The sequence below is a fragment of the Pseudomonas sp. CNPSo 3701 genome (genome assembly GCF_028674975.1).
Classification (GTDB): domain Bacteria; phylum Pseudomonadota; class Gammaproteobacteria; order Pseudomonadales; family Pseudomonadaceae; genus Aquipseudomonas; species Aquipseudomonas straminea.
Window position 1 is genome coordinate 634,658 of the sequence record NZ_JAQZSI010000001.1, and the last position, 16,329, is coordinate 650,986.

The 16,329-nt window shown below is 64.0% G+C and carries 13 protein-coding genes; 2 read left to right on the plus strand and 11 right to left on the minus strand.

Translation table 11 applies throughout. The features are described from left to right. Positions 1 to 10: 10 nt before the first annotated feature. From PVA39_RS02895 to PVA39_RS02905, 3 genes are read right to left on the minus strand one after another with little or no spacing between them, the layout of a single operon-like run. Positions 11 to 271: a phosphopantetheine-binding protein gene (locus PVA39_RS02895; protein WP_013789590.1), complete on the minus strand. Its 261-nt coding sequence runs from the start codon at positions 269 to 271 to the stop codon at positions 11 to 13. Then, positions 252 to 1,061: a lysophospholipid acyltransferase family protein gene (locus tag PVA39_RS02900; protein ID WP_274122738.1), complete on the minus strand. Its 810-nt coding sequence runs from the start codon at positions 1,059 to 1,061 to the stop codon at positions 252 to 254. Before PVA39_RS02900 ends, PVA39_RS02895 begins: the two co-directional genes overlap by 20 nt. Further along, positions 1,034 to 1,747 (minus strand): beta-ketoacyl synthase chain length factor, encoded by a 714-nt coding sequence (locus PVA39_RS02905; protein WP_274122740.1) that lies wholly within the window; start codon positions 1,745 to 1,747, stop codon positions 1,034 to 1,036. The genes PVA39_RS02900 and PVA39_RS02905 overlap by 28 nt, the downstream gene beginning before the upstream one ends. Before the next feature lie 501 nt (positions 1,748 to 2,248). Here PVA39_RS02905 and PVA39_RS02910 point away from each other — a divergent pair. Continuing rightward, complete coding sequence (locus PVA39_RS02910; protein ID WP_274122742.1) at positions 2,249 to 3,019, plus strand: ParA family protein; 771 nt, start codon at positions 2,249 to 2,251, stop codon at positions 3,017 to 3,019. Between the two features lie 99 nt (positions 3,020 to 3,118). On the opposite strand, the gene PVA39_RS02915 is transcribed toward PVA39_RS02910, so the two are convergent. After that, on the minus strand, positions 3,119 to 3,916 hold the full coding sequence (locus tag PVA39_RS02915) for a universal stress protein (protein ID WP_274122743.1): 798 nt from the start codon (positions 3,914 to 3,916) through the stop codon (positions 3,119 to 3,121). A gap of 104 nt (positions 3,917 to 4,020) precedes the next feature. Further along, a complete protein-coding gene (trxC, locus tag PVA39_RS02920; protein WP_274122745.1) occupies positions 4,021 to 4,455 on the minus strand; it encodes a thioredoxin TrxC in 435 nt (144 codons plus the stop codon). A gap of 147 nt (positions 4,456 to 4,602) precedes the next feature. On the opposite strand from trxC, the gene PVA39_RS02925 reads away from it, so the two are divergent. Further along, positions 4,603 to 6,057, plus strand: a complete 1,455-nt coding sequence (locus PVA39_RS02925; RefSeq protein WP_274122747.1) for an alpha/beta hydrolase — start codon at positions 4,603 to 4,605, stop codon at positions 6,055 to 6,057. 158 nt (positions 6,058 to 6,215) lie between these two features. Here the strand turns inward: PVA39_RS02925 and PVA39_RS02930 are convergent, their stop codons facing one another. The 6 genes from PVA39_RS02930 to mscK form a co-directional block, all read right to left on the minus strand. After that, positions 6,216 to 7,955, minus strand: a complete 1,740-nt coding sequence (locus PVA39_RS02930; RefSeq protein ID WP_274122748.1) for a BCCT family transporter — start codon at positions 7,953 to 7,955, stop codon at positions 6,216 to 6,218. A gap of 219 nt (positions 7,956 to 8,174) precedes the next feature. Next, positions 8,175 to 10,376 carry an OsmC domain/YcaO domain-containing protein gene (locus PVA39_RS02935; RefSeq protein WP_274122749.1) on the minus strand — a complete coding sequence of 734 codons (2,202 nt, stop codon included), beginning with the start codon at positions 10,374 to 10,376 and terminating at the stop codon, positions 8,175 to 8,177. Between the two features lie 70 nt (positions 10,377 to 10,446). Beyond that, complete coding sequence (locus tag PVA39_RS02940; RefSeq protein WP_147175583.1) at positions 10,447 to 10,911, minus strand: hypothetical protein; 465 nt, start codon at positions 10,909 to 10,911, stop codon at positions 10,447 to 10,449. Positions 10,912 to 10,981: 70 nt separating this feature from the next. Further along, positions 10,982 to 11,395: a GFA family protein gene (locus PVA39_RS02945; RefSeq protein ID WP_093500240.1), complete on the minus strand. Its 414-nt coding sequence runs from the start codon at positions 11,393 to 11,395 to the stop codon at positions 10,982 to 10,984. A 90-nt stretch (positions 11,396 to 11,485) separates the two neighbouring features. Next, positions 11,486 to 12,949 (minus strand): protein adenylyltransferase SelO, encoded by a 1,464-nt coding sequence (selO, locus tag PVA39_RS02950; RefSeq protein WP_274122752.1) that lies wholly within the window; start codon positions 12,947 to 12,949, stop codon positions 11,486 to 11,488. Continuing rightward, the gene (mscK, locus tag PVA39_RS02955) at positions 12,946 to 16,290 is read right to left on the minus strand and encodes a mechanosensitive channel MscK (RefSeq protein WP_274122754.1); all 3,345 of its coding nucleotides are present in this window, start codon (positions 16,288 to 16,290) and stop codon (positions 12,946 to 12,948) included. Before mscK ends, selO begins: the two co-directional genes overlap by 4 nt. Between the last annotated feature and the right edge of the window lie 39 nt (positions 16,291 to 16,329).

Consider the following 16,329-nt stretch of genomic DNA (forward strand, 5'->3'; position numbering starts at 1 on the left):
GTCATCGTCCTCAGGCTGCCTGGCGGCTGGCAACGAAGGCTGCCAGGCTGGCCACGTTGGCGAAATGGGTGCGGGTGTCCTTGGCTTCGGCGTCGATCTTGATGCCGAAACGCTTCTGGATGGCCAGGCCGAGCTCCAGGGCGTCGACCGAGTCCAGGCCCAGGCCTTCGCCGAACAGGGTCATGTCGTCGTCGATGTCCTGAGGGGTGACATCCTCCAGGCCGAGGGAGTCGATGATCAGGTTTTTGATCTCAAGCTGTAGAGCGCTCATCTTTGGCGAGCTCCTGTATGAAATGCTGATGCAGATGATCGTTGAGTTTGCGCGACGCGACCGGCGCCGCGCCCATGGCGGCGAAGTGCGCCGGGTTGATGTCTTCGCCGACGCGCAGGCGGATGTGGAAGCGCCGCGCGGGAATTCGGTACCAGGGCTCGGCCTTGGTCAGGGTGGTGGGCGAGACGCTGATCACCACCGGGGTGATGATTCGTGCGCCGCGCAGGGCGATGGCCGCGGCGCCGCGGTGAAATTCCGGCGGCTGGCCCGGCGTGGTGCGCGTGCCTTCCGGGAAGATCACCAGGGTCTGGCCCTGCTGCAGCGCGCCGGCGGCTTCGTCGAGCATGTCCATGCTGCCGCTGTTGCTGATGTAGCCGGCCGAACGGATCGGCCCGCGCATGCAGGGGTTGTTCCACAGGCTCTGCTTGACCACGCAGTTGGTGTCGCGGGTGAAGGCGATGGTCACCACCACGTCGATCAGCGAAGGGTGGTTGGCGATGATCATCTGCCCGGGACGGCCCAGGCGCTCGGCGCCTTCGACTTCATAGGTGAGCACGCCGCTGCGGTACATGAATCCGACGAAGGTGCGAAAGGTCAGGCTGACCACCCGGCGGGCGCGGCGCTGGTGGGCGGCGGCGTCGCCCGGCAGCAGCGACAATACCGGGAATACCAGGATGCGCAGCAGCACGCCGCCGATGCCGAACAGCGTGAAGCTGGCCGCCGTGGCAATGAGGCGCCACCAGTATGGCGGGCTGTAACGCTTCACAGGCTTTGGCGTGACCAGATCCATTGGCGCTCTTTCCAGGTGTGTTGAAGGGAGGTGCCGTTGCTGCTCAGGCACTGGATCAGGCTCAGCGGGTGCGGCCAGGCGCTGCGCGGGCCGCTGGCGTTGTGCAGCGCCAGGCGCCAGTCGTCGCCGGGTTTGAGCAGCAAGGCCAGGGCGTAAGGGAACGGGACATCGTCGATGAACGGCGCATATGGCTCTGGCTGGGCTTCTTCGCCGATCACCAGCAAAACCGCCGGTGCACCCTCGGCCAGCAGGCTCAGGGCCTCGAGCATGGCCATTTCCAGACCATCGCCTTCGCCGGCAAGGGCGGTCATCTCGCTGGTGTCGCCGCGCATGATCGACCACTGACCGATGATCGCGTTGTGCACAGAAAGGCTGAACTGTGTCGGCGACAGCGGCTCTTTAACCGCAAGGTCCTTGAGAATAGCCAGGTTGCGTGGGGTTTCGCCGTGTCGCGAGGCGAATACCAGCGGTAGCGCGGAATGTCCTTCGGCCAGCGGCCAGGCGACCTGGAACACCATGCGCGCCAGGCGGCTCAGGCGGCGGCGTTGCAGGGCGGGCAGAAAGCCGACATCGGGCTGTTCACCACCATCGGCAAGGCGTTCGGGCGCCTTGCTCCAGGCGAGCCAGTCATCCGTACTGTCCAGGCCGGGGGCCCAGGCACGCCATTGATCGATCCTGAACTGCATTTCTGAAGAAACTCTGCTTGGCCCGCCGGGCATTTCCTTGTCTGTGCGACTGTCCTGTGCGACAAGAGCCTTGTCGATGGGTAGCGATGCTGCGCCGGCCATTATCCGGGGCTTGGCAAGACCCCGCAAACATTAAGTAGCGATTTTCTGATGGATGACCCGTTTCGCTTGTTTCCCGTGAATGTCATCAAGTTTTGCCTAGTATCAATGCACTAGTTATTAGGGTCTGTTGCCGTTTCAGCGCGAGCCGCGTTGTCGCGAGAAATCTCGCCAGGCTAGGCAGAGGACGCAGGGAATGGTTGTTCCCTGCCAAGTCCTCCAACGACGCATGGCGAGATTTCCCGCACAACCCGAAGGGCCGGGCCCCTTTTGTCGCGATGCGGCGTTTCTCGCCGGCTCATTTAGCTCGCTAAACTTCGCGGCTCGTGCCTTGCCTCGCGACAAAAGGGGCTCCGGCACGGCCGTGCGTGAAACGGCAACAGACCCTAGGGGGAGGTTCGGATGAGGCGTGTGGTGTTCAATCAGAAAGGTGGCGTGGGCAAATCCAGCATTGCCTGCAATCTGGCCGCGGTCAGCGCTTCGCAGGGCTACCGCACGTTGCTGGTCGATCTCGATGCCCAGGCCAATTCGTCCCATTACCTCACAGGCCTGACCTGCGACGAGATTCCCATGGGCATCGCCGATTTCTTCAAGCAGACGCTGTCCAGCGGGCCGTTCGCCAAGAAGGGCAAGGTGGACATCTATGAAACGCCCTTCGAGAACCTGCACGTGATCACCGCCACGCCCGAACTGGCCGAGCTGCAGCCAAAGCTTGAGCAGAAGCACAAGATCAACAAGCTGCGCAAACTGCTCGAAGAGCTGTCCGAGGACTATGAGCAGATCTACCTGGATACCCCGCCGGCGCTGAACTTTTACACGGTTTCCGCGTTGATCGCCGCGGATCGCGTATTGATTCCCTTCGATTGCGACACCTTCTCCCGCAATGCGCTGTACGGGCTGCTGCGCGAGATCGAGGAATTGAGGGAGGATCACAACGAGGAGCTGCAGGTCGAGGGCATCGTGGTCAACCAGTTCCAGCCTCGCGCCTCGCTGCCGCAGCAACTGCTCGACGAGCTGGTGGAAGAAGGCCTGCCGGTGCTGCCGGTCAACCTGATGAGTTCGGTGAAGATGCGCGAATCCCACCAAGCCTGCACGCCGCTGATCTACCTCGACCCGCGCCACAAGCTGACCCAGCAGTACGTCGAACTGCACGATCTGCTGCAGCGCAGCTAATCGGGACGGGCTGTCCTGGGTATCGCTTCGCTCAACCGCAGGCTACGGCCTTGTCCCTTCTGTAGCCCGGTGTTGAGCGAGCGATACCCGGGTTCGTTACTAGCGCACCACGAACACGTCGCATGGCGCCTTGTGCAGGAAATGCTGGGCCAGGCTGCCGAGCAGTGCCTGGCTGAGAGCGCCGCGACCGTGGCTGCCAAGCACCAGCAGGTCGCTGTTGCGCGCCCTGAGTTGCTCCTGCAGGCAGCGCAGGATGCCGCCCTGGTGTACCGCATGGCTGATGGTCGGGCCGGATTGCGGCAACAGGCGGGCCTCATCCTCCAGCAACTGGGCGATCAGCGCTTGCTGGATCTGCAGCTGACTGTCGATCTGCGCACCGCTGGCCTTACCCGGATCGAACACGTGTACGGCGTGCAGCTCGGCGTTCTCCGGCAGTAGCCCGTAGGCGCCGGCCAGGGCGCTGCAGGCGCACAGGGAAAAATCGATGGCGGCCAGTGCCTGCTGATAGGGACCGGGGCTTGGGTGGGCGACCAGCAGCAACGGCACCGGGCAGTGGCGGGCGATGCGGTCCAGGCTGGTGCCGGAAAAGAATTCGTGGCGCTCCAGATGGCCGCCCAACACCAGCAGGTCGTGACCGTTCTCTCGCAGATGTTGCAGCACCACCTCCGACGGCTTGCCGCTGCGCAACTGCAATTCGCTGCCGGGCGGGGCGTATTGGCTGATGCTGGCGTCCAGCGCCTGGCGCGCATGGTCGTGGGTCTGCTCGCTCTGGGTCGGGTCGAGCACGTGCAGCACGCTCAGGCGTGCGCCATGCTGCTCCGCCAGTTGCGCCGCGCGGCGCAGCGCCAGGTCGGCGGTGCTGCGCAGGTCATGGGCGATCAGAATGTGCTTGAACATGGCGCCTCCCGCCGTACCGTCATCAGGCGTTGCGCCTGATGATCCCTCCTTGGATTAGTCGGATTTTTGACCGGTGGCAAGGTCAGGTGTCAGCACAACACGCTTCAAATCCCCTGAGTGTTCAGCCAGGCGAGCAGTTGCGGCAGGGGCAGGGCGCCGCTTTGCCGGGCGACTTCCTGACCGTCGCGAAACAGGATTAGGCTGGGAATCGAGCGGATACCCAGTTGCGCGGACAGTTGCTGATTGGCTTCGCTGTCCAGCTTGCCCAGCCGGCAACGGGTACGCAGCTCGCTGGCCGCCTGGGCGAAGGTCGGTGCGAAGCTGCGGCACGGCCCGCACCAGGCGGCCCAGACATCCACCAGCAGCGGCAGGTCGCCCTTCAATTGGTTGGCGAAGTTGCCCTGATGCAGATCGAACGGCGAGCCCGGCAACACCTCGGCCTTGCAGTGGCCGCAGCGCGGCGTTTCGCCCAGGCGCGCGGTGGGAATGCGATTGAGGCTGCTGCAGCTGGGGCAGGGGATGATCGCTGAGTCGCTCATGACGGGCTCCGAACAGAAGAATATCGACCGAAAGCCTATGGGCTGTGGCGTGCCATCGCAAGACGCGCAGACTGGCGGACGATGCCAGCGCTTTTGCCGGGCGAGCGCTATGATGGGCCGTTTGCGGCGGCCGGTGGAGAGCTAAGCATGAAGGCGGTGAAGAAGTGGGTGCGTCTGGGCAGCCTGGTGGTGGCGGTGATCGCCCTGACCTTTTTCGCCCTGCGCATCTACGACGCCCACAACAAGCCCGACCTCGGTCCCTGGCATACCTTCGTGCCGCGCGAGCTGAGCGCCGACGAGCTGGATGCCGCCAGCTGGCAGGATTATCTGCTTGCCGAGCAGGCGTTGTTCGCGGCGCTGCCCGGCAATGTCTACCAGCGCCTGGACGATGCCGAGCGCGTGCCAGACAACCGCTATTTCGCCGACAGCCCGCTCAACGCCTCGCGCTTCGACCGCGACTGGAACCGTTCCTACGTACTGGAACCCGAGGGCAAACCCAAGGGTGCCGCAGTGATGCTGCACGGGCTGACCGACTCGCCCTACAGCCTGCGGCATATCGCCGAGCTGTATCGCGATGCCGGTTTCGTGGTGGTCGGTCTGCGCTTGCCCGGCCATGGCACCACGCCGGGCGCACTGACCCGCGTGGACTGGCAGGACTGGCTCGCGGCCACCCGCCTGGCTGTGCGCGAGGCTCAGCGGCTGATCGCACCGGGCGATGAGTTGCAACTGGTCGGTTATTCCGCCGGCGGCGGCCTGGCGCTCAAGTACGCCCTTGATGCGCTGGGCAACAAGGAGCTGGCCCGGCCAACGCGCCTGACCCTGATCTCACCGATGATCGGCGTCGCCGGTTACGCCCGCTTCGCTGGCCTGGCCGGCTTGCCGGCGGTGTTCCCGGCGTTCGCCAAGGCGGCCTGGCTGGATGTGTTGCCCGAGTACAACCCGTTCAAGTACAACTCCTTCCCGCTCAATGCGGCGCGCCAGTCGTACCTGTTCACCACCGCCCTGCAGGAGCAGCTCGTCCTGCTCGACGGGCGCGGTGCCCTGAGTGAGCTGGCGCCGGTACTGACATTCCAGTCGCTGGTCGATTACACCGTCAGTACCCCGGCGGTGGTCGATGCGCTCTATGGGCACCTGCCGGCCAATGGCAGCGAGTTGGTGCTGTTCGACCTCAACCGTTACGTCGACTTCGGGCCCTTGCTCGGCGCCCACGCCAAGTCGCCAGGCGATCTACTGCCCGCGGCGCCGCGCCGCTATCGCACCACGCTGATCGGCAACGTCTCGCCGCAAACGCTGGACGTTTCGGCGCGCATCACCGAGGCCGGCGCCACCGAAGAGCAGGTCACGCCGATCGGGCTGGCCTTCCCGCGCGAGGTGTTCTCGCTGTCCCACGTTGCCTTGCCGTTTCCGGTCGGCGATTCGCTGTACGGGCTGCAGCCGGACGAGCCGGAGGATTACGGCGTTCACCTCGGCGCGCTGTCGGTGCGCGGCGAGCGCGGTGTGCTGCTGGTGAGCATGGAGGCGCTGCAGCGGGTGACGTCGAATCCTTTCTACCCGTACATGATCGAGCGGCTGCGGGAGCATGGGGGATTGCGGGGCAATTAGCTGATTGAGGAAGGAATGCGATCTCCCTGTGGGAGCGCGCCATGCGCGCGATTCTTTTTTCGCGGGCATGGACTAGGCGTCCCCGCCCGCTCCCACAGGTAACGTGCCGGCCTTACTAGAGTCGGTTACTCTCAAGCCTCTGTCTGCAGGCGATCATCTCAAGCACTCGGCTGCCCCTCAGTCGCACTGCCCTTGTCCTTCTTCTCCTTGACCACGAAGTAGAACTCTGCGCCGTGTTTCACCGCGCCGTAAAGCACGGCCTTTTCGATCAGTTCGCTGCCGCGCAGGTCGCGCAGCATCACCGGGTCCTTGCGCAGGTCGCGGTACAGGGCGATGCATAGCAGGGCCATCACCACCACAAAGGGCAGCGCCACCACGATGGTCAGGTTCTGCAGGCCGGTCAGTGCCGCGCCGGGATCGCGTGGGTCGCCGATGGCCAGCATGATCGCGGCCACCGCGCCGGTCAGTGCGCCCCAGAAGATCATGGTGCCGCGTGACGGTTCGGTGGTGCCGTGCTCGGACAGCGTGCCCATCACCAGCGACGCCGCGTCGGCACCGGAGACGAAGAAAATGCCCACCAGAACCATCACCAGCACCGAGCTGATGGAGGTGAACGGGTAGCTTTCCAGCAGTTCGTAGAGGGCGATGTTGCTGTCCACGGCGCCGTTGTTCAGGGTGAACACGCCGTCGCGCATGGCGTCGATGCCGGCGGCGCCGAAGATCACGAACCACACCAGGCTGACCAGGCTCGGCACCAGCAGCACGCCGGTGACGAACTGGCGGATGGTGCGGCCACGGCTGATGCGGGCGATGAACATGCCCACGAACGGTGTCCAGGAAATCCACCAGGCCCAGTAGAACACCGTCCAGCTGGACAGCCAGTTGTCCATGCTTTCGTCGCCGCTGGCGTTGGTGCGCGCCATCATTTCCGGCAGCAGGTTGATGTAGTCGCCCAGGGTGGTCGGCAGCAGGTTGAGCATCAGCAGGGTCGGGCCGACCACGAACACGAAGGCGGCCAGCAGCAAGGCCAACAGCATATTGGTGTTGGAAAGCCACTGGATGCCCTTGTCGATGCCGGATACCGCTGAGGCCACGAAGGCGATGGTCAGCACGCTGATCAGGCCGATGTAGAACAGCTTGCCCGGCTGCTCGACCCAGCCGTTGTGCTCCAGCCCGCCGGCGATCTGCAGGGCGCCGAGGCCCAGGGAGGCGGCCGAGCCGAACAGGGTGGCGAAGATCGCCATCATGTCGATGGCGCGGCCCACCGGGCCATTGGCGTGCTCGCCCATCAGTGGTCGGAAGGCGGCGGAAATCAGTTGCGAGCGGCCGCGGCGAAAGGTGCCGTAGGCGATCGCCAGGCCGACGATGGCGTACATCGCCCAGGGGTGCAGGCTCCAGTGGAACAGCGTGGTGGCCATGGCGATCTGCATGGCACCGTTGGTCTGGGCCTCTGCGGTGCCCGGCGGCGGGCTCACGTAGTGCGACAGCGGCTCGGCGACGCCAAAGAACATCAGGCCGATGCCCATGCCGGCGCTGAACATCATGGCGATCCATGACAGGGTACGAAATTCCGGTTCTTCGCCGTCCTTGCCCAGGGGAATCTTGCCGTAGCGACTGGCGGCCAGCCACAGCACGAAGACCACGACGATGGTCGAGGTGAGCACGAAGAACCAGCCGAAATTGACGATCACCCAGGCCTGCGCCGTGGCAGCGCTGCTCGCCAGACCCGCCTGACTGATAAAGCCCCAGGCCACGAAAGCCAGGGCCAGCAGGCTGGTGAAACCGAACACCACCCCGTCTAGCTTACCTTCCAGATGCCGGTCGCGCCGGGCCTCTTCGCTCTGTGACGGGTCGGTGATGCCGAGCTCGTTTGGTTCCAGATTGCCTTGGGTTGCCATGGCTGCTGAGTGCCCTCTATGGGTTCTTGTTGGTCTGCTCACGCAAGTGGCGGCCTGCCTTGGCTTGTCGCGTTTGCACGGTTCGCCCACGATGATGCGTACCCGGCACCTGATTTCTGTTTCTGAGAACGCCCCATGCCGTTCTTGTAGCGACCTTTTGCGGTCGCAAAAACGCAGAAAGCACCCGAAGGTGCTTTCCCGTTGACGCTTGTGGCTGGCTTATTGACCGGCCAGGCCGGCGGCTCTGGCACGGGCGGCGTGCAGTTTCTTGTAGCTGTCGATCAGGCGCAGGTGCTTGTCCAGGCCCTCCAGCTTCATGCTGGTCGGTGTCATGCCATAAAAGCGCACGCTGCCGTCTACCGAGCCGATCACCGCATCCATGCGCTCGTTGCCGAACATACGCCGCAGGTTGTGCTCGTAGTTGGCCAGCTCCAGTTCGTCGTCCAGCTGGATCTCCAGCACGGCATTGACGGCCTGGTAGAACAGGCCGCGCTCGACGGTGTTGTCGTTGTACTGCAGGAAGGCCTCGACCAGCTCCTTGGCGTCGTCGTATTTCTTCAGTGCCAGGTTGATCAGCAGCTTCAGCTCGAGGATGGTCAGCTGGCCCCACACCGTGTTGTCGTCGAACTCGACGCCGATCAGCGTGGTGATGTCGGTGTAGTCGTCGACCTCGGTGTTGTTGAGGTTGCGCAGCAGCGATTTGAGCTCGCGGTCGCTGAGGGCGTGCAGGTTGAGGATGTCCTTGCGAAACAGCAGCGCCTTGTTGGTGTTGTCCCAGATCAGATCCTCGACCGGATAGATCTCCGAATAGCCGGGCACCAGAATGCGGCAGGCGTTGGCGCCGAGGTCGTCATAGGTGGCGACGTAGACTTCCTTGCCGAGGTCTTCGAGGATGCCGAACAGGGTCGCGGCTTCCTGTTCATTGGAATCTGCATCCTGGCCGGAGAAATCCCACTCGACGAATTCGAAGTCCGGTGTGGCGCCGAAGAAGCGCCAGGACACCACGCCGCTGGAGTCGATGAAGTGCTCGACGAAGTTGTTCGGCTCGGTCAGCGCCAGGCTGTCGAAGGTCGGCTGCGGCAGGTCGTTGAGGCCTTCGAAGCTGCGGCCTTGCAGCAGTTCGGTGAGGCTGCGTTCCAGCGCCACTTCCAGGCTCGGGTGCGCGCCGAAGGAGGCGAACACGCCGCCGGTGCGCGGGTTCATCAGGGTTACGCACATCACCGGGAATTCACCGCCGAGGGAGGCATCCTTGACCAGCACCGGGAAGCCTTGCTCCTCCAGGCCCTTAATGCCGGCGACGATGCCTGGGTACTTGGCCAGCACGTCCTGCGGCACGTCCGGTAGGCACAGTTCGCCTTCGAGGATTTCGCGTTTGACCGCCCGCTCGAAGATTTCCGACAGGCACTGCACCTGGGCCTCGGCCAGGGTGTTGCCGGCGCTCATGCCGTTGGACAGGTACAGGTTTTCGATCAGGTTGGACGGGAAATACACCGTCTCGCCGTCGCTCCTGCGCACGAACGGCAGCGAGCAGATGCCGCGCAGGGTGTTGCCGGAGTTGGTGTCGTACAGGTGCGAGCCGCGCAGCTCGCCATCCGGGTTGTAGATGGCCAGGCAGTGCTCATCGAGAATTTCTGCGGGCAGCGCGTCCTTCGGGCCCGGCTTGAACCAGCGCTCGTTGGGGTAATGGACGAACTCGGCGGCGGCGATGTCCTCGCCCCAAAACTGGTCGTTGTAGAAGAAGTTGCAGTTCAGCCGCTCGATGAACTCGCCCAGGGCCGAGGCCAGGGCGCTTTCCTTGGTCGCCCCCTTGCCGTTGGTGAAGCACAGGTTCGACTGCGCGTCGCGAATATGCAGGGACCAGACGTTGGGGACGATGTTGCGCCAGGAGGCGATCTCGATCTTCATCCCGAGATCCGCGAGGATGCCCGACATGTTGGCGATGGTCTGCTCCAGCGGTAGATCCTTGCCCGGGATGTAGGTGGTGGTGTCACTCACCGGCATCAGCAGCGCCTGGGCATCGGCGTCGAGGTTTTCCACCTCCTCGATGATGAACTCGGGGCCCTGCTGCACCACCTTCTTCACGGTGCAGCGGTCGATGGAACGCAGAATCCCTAGGCGGTCCTTCTCGGAAATATCTGCCGGCAGCTCGACCTGGATCTTGAAGATCTGCGCGTAGCGGTTTTCCGGGTCGACGATGTTGTTCTGCGACAGACGGATGTTCTCGGTGGGAATGTCGCGCGTCTGGCAGTACAGCTTGACGAAATACGCCGCGCACAACGCCGAGGAAGCCAGGAAATAGTCGAACGGCCCCGGCGCCGAGCCATCGCCCTTGTAGCGGATCGGCTGATCGGCGATCACCGTGAAGTCATCGAACTTGGCTTCGAGGCGAAGGTTGTCGAGAAAATTGACCTTGATTTCCATGGAGCGGCACCGGCAAGCAAAACGAATGGCCGGCATTATCCGGGTTTTCGCCAGGAAGTCTTGCCGCCGGTCAGAATGCGCCTTGCTTGAGCACGACGGTCGCACCAGCCGGCGCAGGCCAGAGCTGCACCAAGTAGTGATCCTCTCCCTCGAGCCCGTCCTCGGAAAGCGTATCGGCGCCGGAAATCGACAGCCGAACCCGGTAGGAGCCAGGTGCGAGGGCGAAGCGCGCTGCGTCCGGGAAATAATCCGTACAGCCGGCGACCACCAGGGTGCCGCAGCGCGCGTCGAGCGATCCCTCGACGACATGATCGAAACCGTTGGTATCGGCGCTTGGCGGTTCGGCAAGAATTTCGAGCGTCACGCCAACGTCCATATTGCGCAACGTACCGATACCCACGACGCCATCGGCCACGGCCAGCATCCGTTCGACGGCCTCCGGGCTCCAGGCTTTGGACAGGTCGCCAGAGGCCGCTTCGTCCTGCAGGTAGAACTGGTGGTAGTCGGCGAACAGGATGAGTTGATGGGGTTGCATGGGGCCGGCCTGCTGCAATAGGTGGCTAAGTAGAGATCTTGTCTGGTCTCGCTGTTCGGCAAACGCGGGCTCAGCGCACGCGATCGTTGCGCGGCGCTCTGTCCAGCGCCGACAGATCCTGCACCCAAGGCAGCGCCGCTTCGCACCACTTTTGCCAGGTCGGCTGCAGTTGCTGCGATTCGGCCAGCACACCTACGCGCAGGCCATAGGCCGTTGGGTTGTCGGCATCGTAGGTGAACAGCTGCGAGCCACAGTCGCCGCAGAATGCCTGAGCACGGCGCGAACCGCTTTGCGCCACCTTCACGTATACCTTTGGCCTACCGCGCAGCAGTGAGAACGTACCGGGCAGCGCCGGCGTCGACACCCGGAATGCTGTGCCGGTGAGCTTCTGACAGTCGTGGCAATGGCAAACGCTGGTCAGTTGCGGGTCCGTTTCTGCGACGAATGCAATGGCGTCGCAGTGGCAGCTACCGTGGACTTTCATGGTGATCACCTATGGGCTGATGCGAGGAGTCGAGTCTGCTTTATTAGCGGGTGAGCATGGAAAGGACATGCTGAGCTGCGTTATCCGAACTCACGACGAACAGCTGATCTCCAGATGCTTTCCCCAGTCCGGCGGCCGCTGCGCGTAATGCTGTTTGCCCGGCTGTTGCTCGAAGGGACGGGTCAGCACCTGATGCAGTTCACGCACCAGCCCGTAGTCGCCTGCTTCGGCGGCGGCGATGGCTTCTTGGGCGAGGTAGTTGCGTAGCACGTAGAGCGGGTTGACCGCGTGCATGCGTGTCTGGCGTTCGCTCTGTTCGAAGCCTTCGCGGTCGACGCGGGCCTGGTAGTCGGCGGCCCAGGCGTCGAAGCCGGTGAGGTCGACGAAGTCGTTGCGCACCACCTTCAGTGCTTCGGCTGGCGCCTGGTCACCCAGGTGGCGGAAGAACTGCGAGTAGTCGGTGGCCTTGCCGGCCTGCATCAGGGTCAAGAGGCGCTGGATCAGTTCTTCGTCGCCGTCTTCAGCCGTGGTGAAGCCCAGGCGTTTGCGCATCAGGTCATGGTAGTGGGCCTGGTAGATCGGCAGGAACAGGTCGAGGGTTTCGCGCAGGGTGTCGACTTCCACCAGGGGCGTCAGCGCCTGGGCGAGGGCCGAGAGGTTCCAGTGGGCGATGGGTACCTGGTTGCTGAAGCTGTAGCGGCCGGTGTCGTCGGAGTGGTTGCAGATGTGTTTGGCGTCGAAGTCGTCGAGAAAGGCGTAGGGGCCGAAGTCGAAGGTGATGCCGAGGATCGACATGTTGTCGGTGTTCATCACGCCGTGGCAGAAGCCGTAGGCCTGCCACCAGGCGATCATCTCCGCGGTGCGTTCCAGCACGGCCTTGAGCAGCGCCGCGTAGGGCTGCGGCTGTTCGAGGCAGGCCGGGTAATGGTGCTCGATCACGTAGTCGGCGAGCTGTTTGAGCTGCTCGTGCTGGCGCGTGTAGTAGAAGTATTCGAAGTGGCCGAAGCGGATATGGCTGGGCGCCAGGCGCACCAGCATGGCGGCGGTTTCCTGCTTCTCGCGCCACACCGGCGTGCTCGATCCGGTCACGCACAGGGCTCGCGAGCTGGGAATGCCGAGGGCGTGCAATGCTTCGCTGGCAAGAAATTCGCGGATCGAGCTGCGCAGCACGGCGCGGCCGTCGCCCATGCGCGAGTAGGGGGTCATGCCGGCGCCCTTGAGGTGCAGGTCCCAGTGTTCGCCGGCGTCGTTGAGCACTTCGCCGAGCAGCAGGCCGCGGCCGTCGCCCAGGCGCGGCGAATAGCCGCCGAACTGGTGGCCGGAATAGACCATGGCGCGCGGCTCGGCGTCGCTCCACAGCTGGTTGCCGGAGAACAGTTCGGCGAACACTTCGCGCTGCGCTTCACGCTGGTCGAGGTCGAGCAGGGCCAGGGCGCTGTCGCTGACCACCACCAGGCGCGGTTCGGCGATGGGTTCGGGCAGTATGTGTGTGGAAAACCCGTCACCCAGGCCGGCGAAGCGATTGTCGAAGGTCAGGGTGTCGAGGGTTTTCACGGTTTGGCCTCGTCTTTGTTCTCGGCTTGCTCGGCGCTCGCCAGTTGCTGGTCGTCGAGCTTGAGCGTGTCGTGGGGCGCGGCGGCGCGGCTGAGCACGATGTCCATCTTCGGTGTGCTGGACAGGTTGATGTCGTTATCTGCGAACAGCTGGTCGACGCGGCGATTGAGTTCGTCGGTGGCGATGCCGCGATCACCCAGTTCCTTGACGTAGATCTTCAGCTCGTGAGTCAGGCCATCGGGGGCGTACAGGCTGAGCTGGGCGGTCGGCGCCGGGTCGCGCATCACTCGGGAATTTTCCTCGGCGGCCTGCAGCAGCAGAGTGCGTACCTTCTCCAGATCGGCGCCGCGGTTGACCTTGAAGGTCAGCACGATGCGGGTCACGGTATCGGTCAGGGTCCAGTTGATCAACTGGCTGGTGACGAACGTCTTGTTCGGCACGATCACTTCCTTGCGATCGCTGTCGATGATGTGGGTGGCGCGGATGTGGATGCGCTTCACCGTGCCGGTCACGGTGCCGATGGTCACCAGATCGCCGATGCGCACCGGGCGCTCGAACAGGATGATCAGGCCGGAGATGAAGTTGGCGAAGATCTCCTGCATGCCGAAACCGATACCCACCGACAGCGCGGCGACCAGCCACTGCAGCTTGTTCCAGCTCACCCCGAGGGTCGACAGGGTGACCACGATGCCGGTGCCGAAGATCACGTAGGACAGCAGCGTGGTGGTGGCGTAGGCGCTGCCCTGGGCCAGGCGCAGGCGCGACAGCACCAGCACTTCCAGCAGGCCCGGCAGGTTGCGCCCCAGGGCCAGGGTGATGGCGGCGATGATCAATGCATAGAGCGCATCGAGCAGGCTGATCGGCACCAGCGAGGCGGCGCTGCCGGCCACGGTGCTGCTGTTGTATTCGTACAGGGTGATGTTGTCGAGGTAGGCGAACACCGAGATCAGGTCAGCCCACACCCAGTACATGGCGGCGATGAAGCTGCCCAGCAGGGTCAGGCGGATCAGGCGCAGAGACTGCTGGTTGACCTGCTCGATGTCCAGCCGCGGCGTTTCCAGCTGGATTTCCGTACCTTCGCCATCCTCGGTAGTCTGCGCCTCGCGCTTGGCCACCGCGCGCTGATAGGCCAGGCGCCGCGCCGCGACCGCCAGGCCGCGCACGAACATCGCCTCGACCACCAGCCAGATCAGCAGCAGGTAGAGGGTGTCGATCAGCCGGTCGCTGAGCTTCAGGGCGGTGTAGTAGTAGCCGAAGCACACCGCCAGGAACAGGCCCAGAGGCAGCACGCTGAACAGCACGCCGATGAACATGCGGAAGGTCGAGGCGTTCTCCCGGGCAGGGCCGCGCAGCAGCAGCTTTTGCAGCAGCCAGATCATCAGGCCATAGCAGGTCAGCACCACGGCGATGCCGATCACGTCATCGGACAGGCTCGATGGCTGGAACTCGGCGACGGTGACCACCGCCACCAGCGCCATCACCACCACGCCCAGCCAGCGGATCTGCCGGTGCAGGTAGGCGACGTGGGCGCGCGCCCAGTGGAAATGCAGCTCGGCCACGCCGCCCGGGGTGAAGATGCGGTACACGGTGTAGAACACCAGCCAGGCCTGGGCCATGCCGAGGAAGGCCGAACCGAGGTTGACGTTCAGGCCGCGGGCGTCCATCTGCAGGGCGAAACCGCACAGCGCCAGGAACAGCGCGCCGGGCAGGGCCAGCAGGATGTTGAGGAAGATCGCCACTGGCGTGTGCAGTTGGCTGTCACGTTTGAAGTGGCCAATGTCCTTGTGCAGGTCAGTGAGTTTCTGGCTCAGGTAATGGCGCTTGTAGAACAGCAGGCCCATGACCAGCAGCAGCGGCAGGAACAGAAATGGTCGCTCGACCAGGCCAGCCGCGAGCTGGCTGATGTTGTCGAGCCACGGCAGTTCGGAAATCTGCCGCTGCAGCTGGTTCGGCACCGTTCTGAACCAGTCGAGGTTGAGCGGGTTGTTGCTGGGGATCCAGAACATCTGCTCGTCGAGGGTCGCGCGCAGGGTAGTGGCGGTGTCCTTGAGCTGTTTCTGGTTGAGCTGCAGAGTGATCGACTCGTTGAGCAGCGCATTGAGCTCGCGGTTGAGGCGGTCGTGCAGGTCGCGGCGGGTATCGATCAGATCGAGCAGGGCTTCACGCAGCTGGGGCGTCACGCTTTCCGGTGGCTGGCTGGCCAGCAGCTTGTCGACATAGGCGCCGGGGTTGGAAATCTGCTCGCGCTGCTGGTTGAGTTCGAACTGATAGAGGCGGATATCGGCGATTTCATCGGCCAGCCCATTGTCCAGCTTGAGCTTGGGCAGTGACTGCTTCTGCTTGTAGAGGATCTTGGAGAGCAGCAGGCTGCCCTGCAGCACGCTTATCTGCTCGTCCAGGGCCTGGTCGGTCTGGTTGAGGGTGTCGAGCTGCTGCTGGGTGCGCAGGTTGAGCTGGGTCAATTCGTTGAGGCGGTCGGTACCGCGCAGCAGGTAGTCGGACAGCTTGAGGTTCAGGGCGCTCTCGCGCGACAGCAGGCTGTCGCCGCCGGCTTTCTCGGCTTCCTTGGATTGCTCGGCCACGGTGCGTTCGGACTGGTCGCGGCGCTTTTCGTTGATCAGGTTCTGCAGGTCCTGCAGCTCGACGTCCAGGCGCTTGATGCGCTCGTCGAGCAGGTCGCGCTGAGCGCTGCCCAGGTCCTGCATCACGCTGTTGCCGGCCATCTCCTGGCGGCGCAGCTGGCTGAGCGCATTCAGCGCGCCGAGCTCGGCCTTGAGCTGATTGACCCGCTCGGCGCCCAGTGGCTTGTTTTCTTCACGACCGCTCTTGAGCTGGGAATTGATCTGCTGGGCGCGCGTCTGGTTGCTGCTGATTTCGGCCTGAGCGCGCTCCGGGCGAGTCTGGGCTGTGACGATCAGGGTGTTGGCGTCGTTGAGCTGCTTCTGCCAGTCGCTGAGCTGCGCGCTGCGTTCGCTGAGAATCTGCTCCAGCTGGGCGACGCTGGTGCCGGCATAGCGCTGCGCCACGGGCACCACCTTGGTGGCCTTGAGCTTCTCCAGTTCGCGATGGGCATCCTGGGTTTGCCGGGGGGCCTGGGCCAGCTGCTTTTCCAGAGCAGCGAGCTTCTGCTGGCTGTCTGCCTGGGCGTTTAGCGAATCGAGGGTCTTTTCCAGCGTCTGCCGCACCTGGGTCAGCTCGGGCTCGGCGAGCTTGCGGTCGGCCAGGGTATCCAGGCTGCGCTGCACGTCGCTGGCGGTCGGGTTGGCGTCGGCCCAGGCAGGCGAATTGGCCAGGCACAGGCCTAGCAGGAAAACGGCAAGCAAACGACGGAAAGAGTGCATGGTCATGATCGCGGGGGCTGGAATCCTGCTGAGTCTACA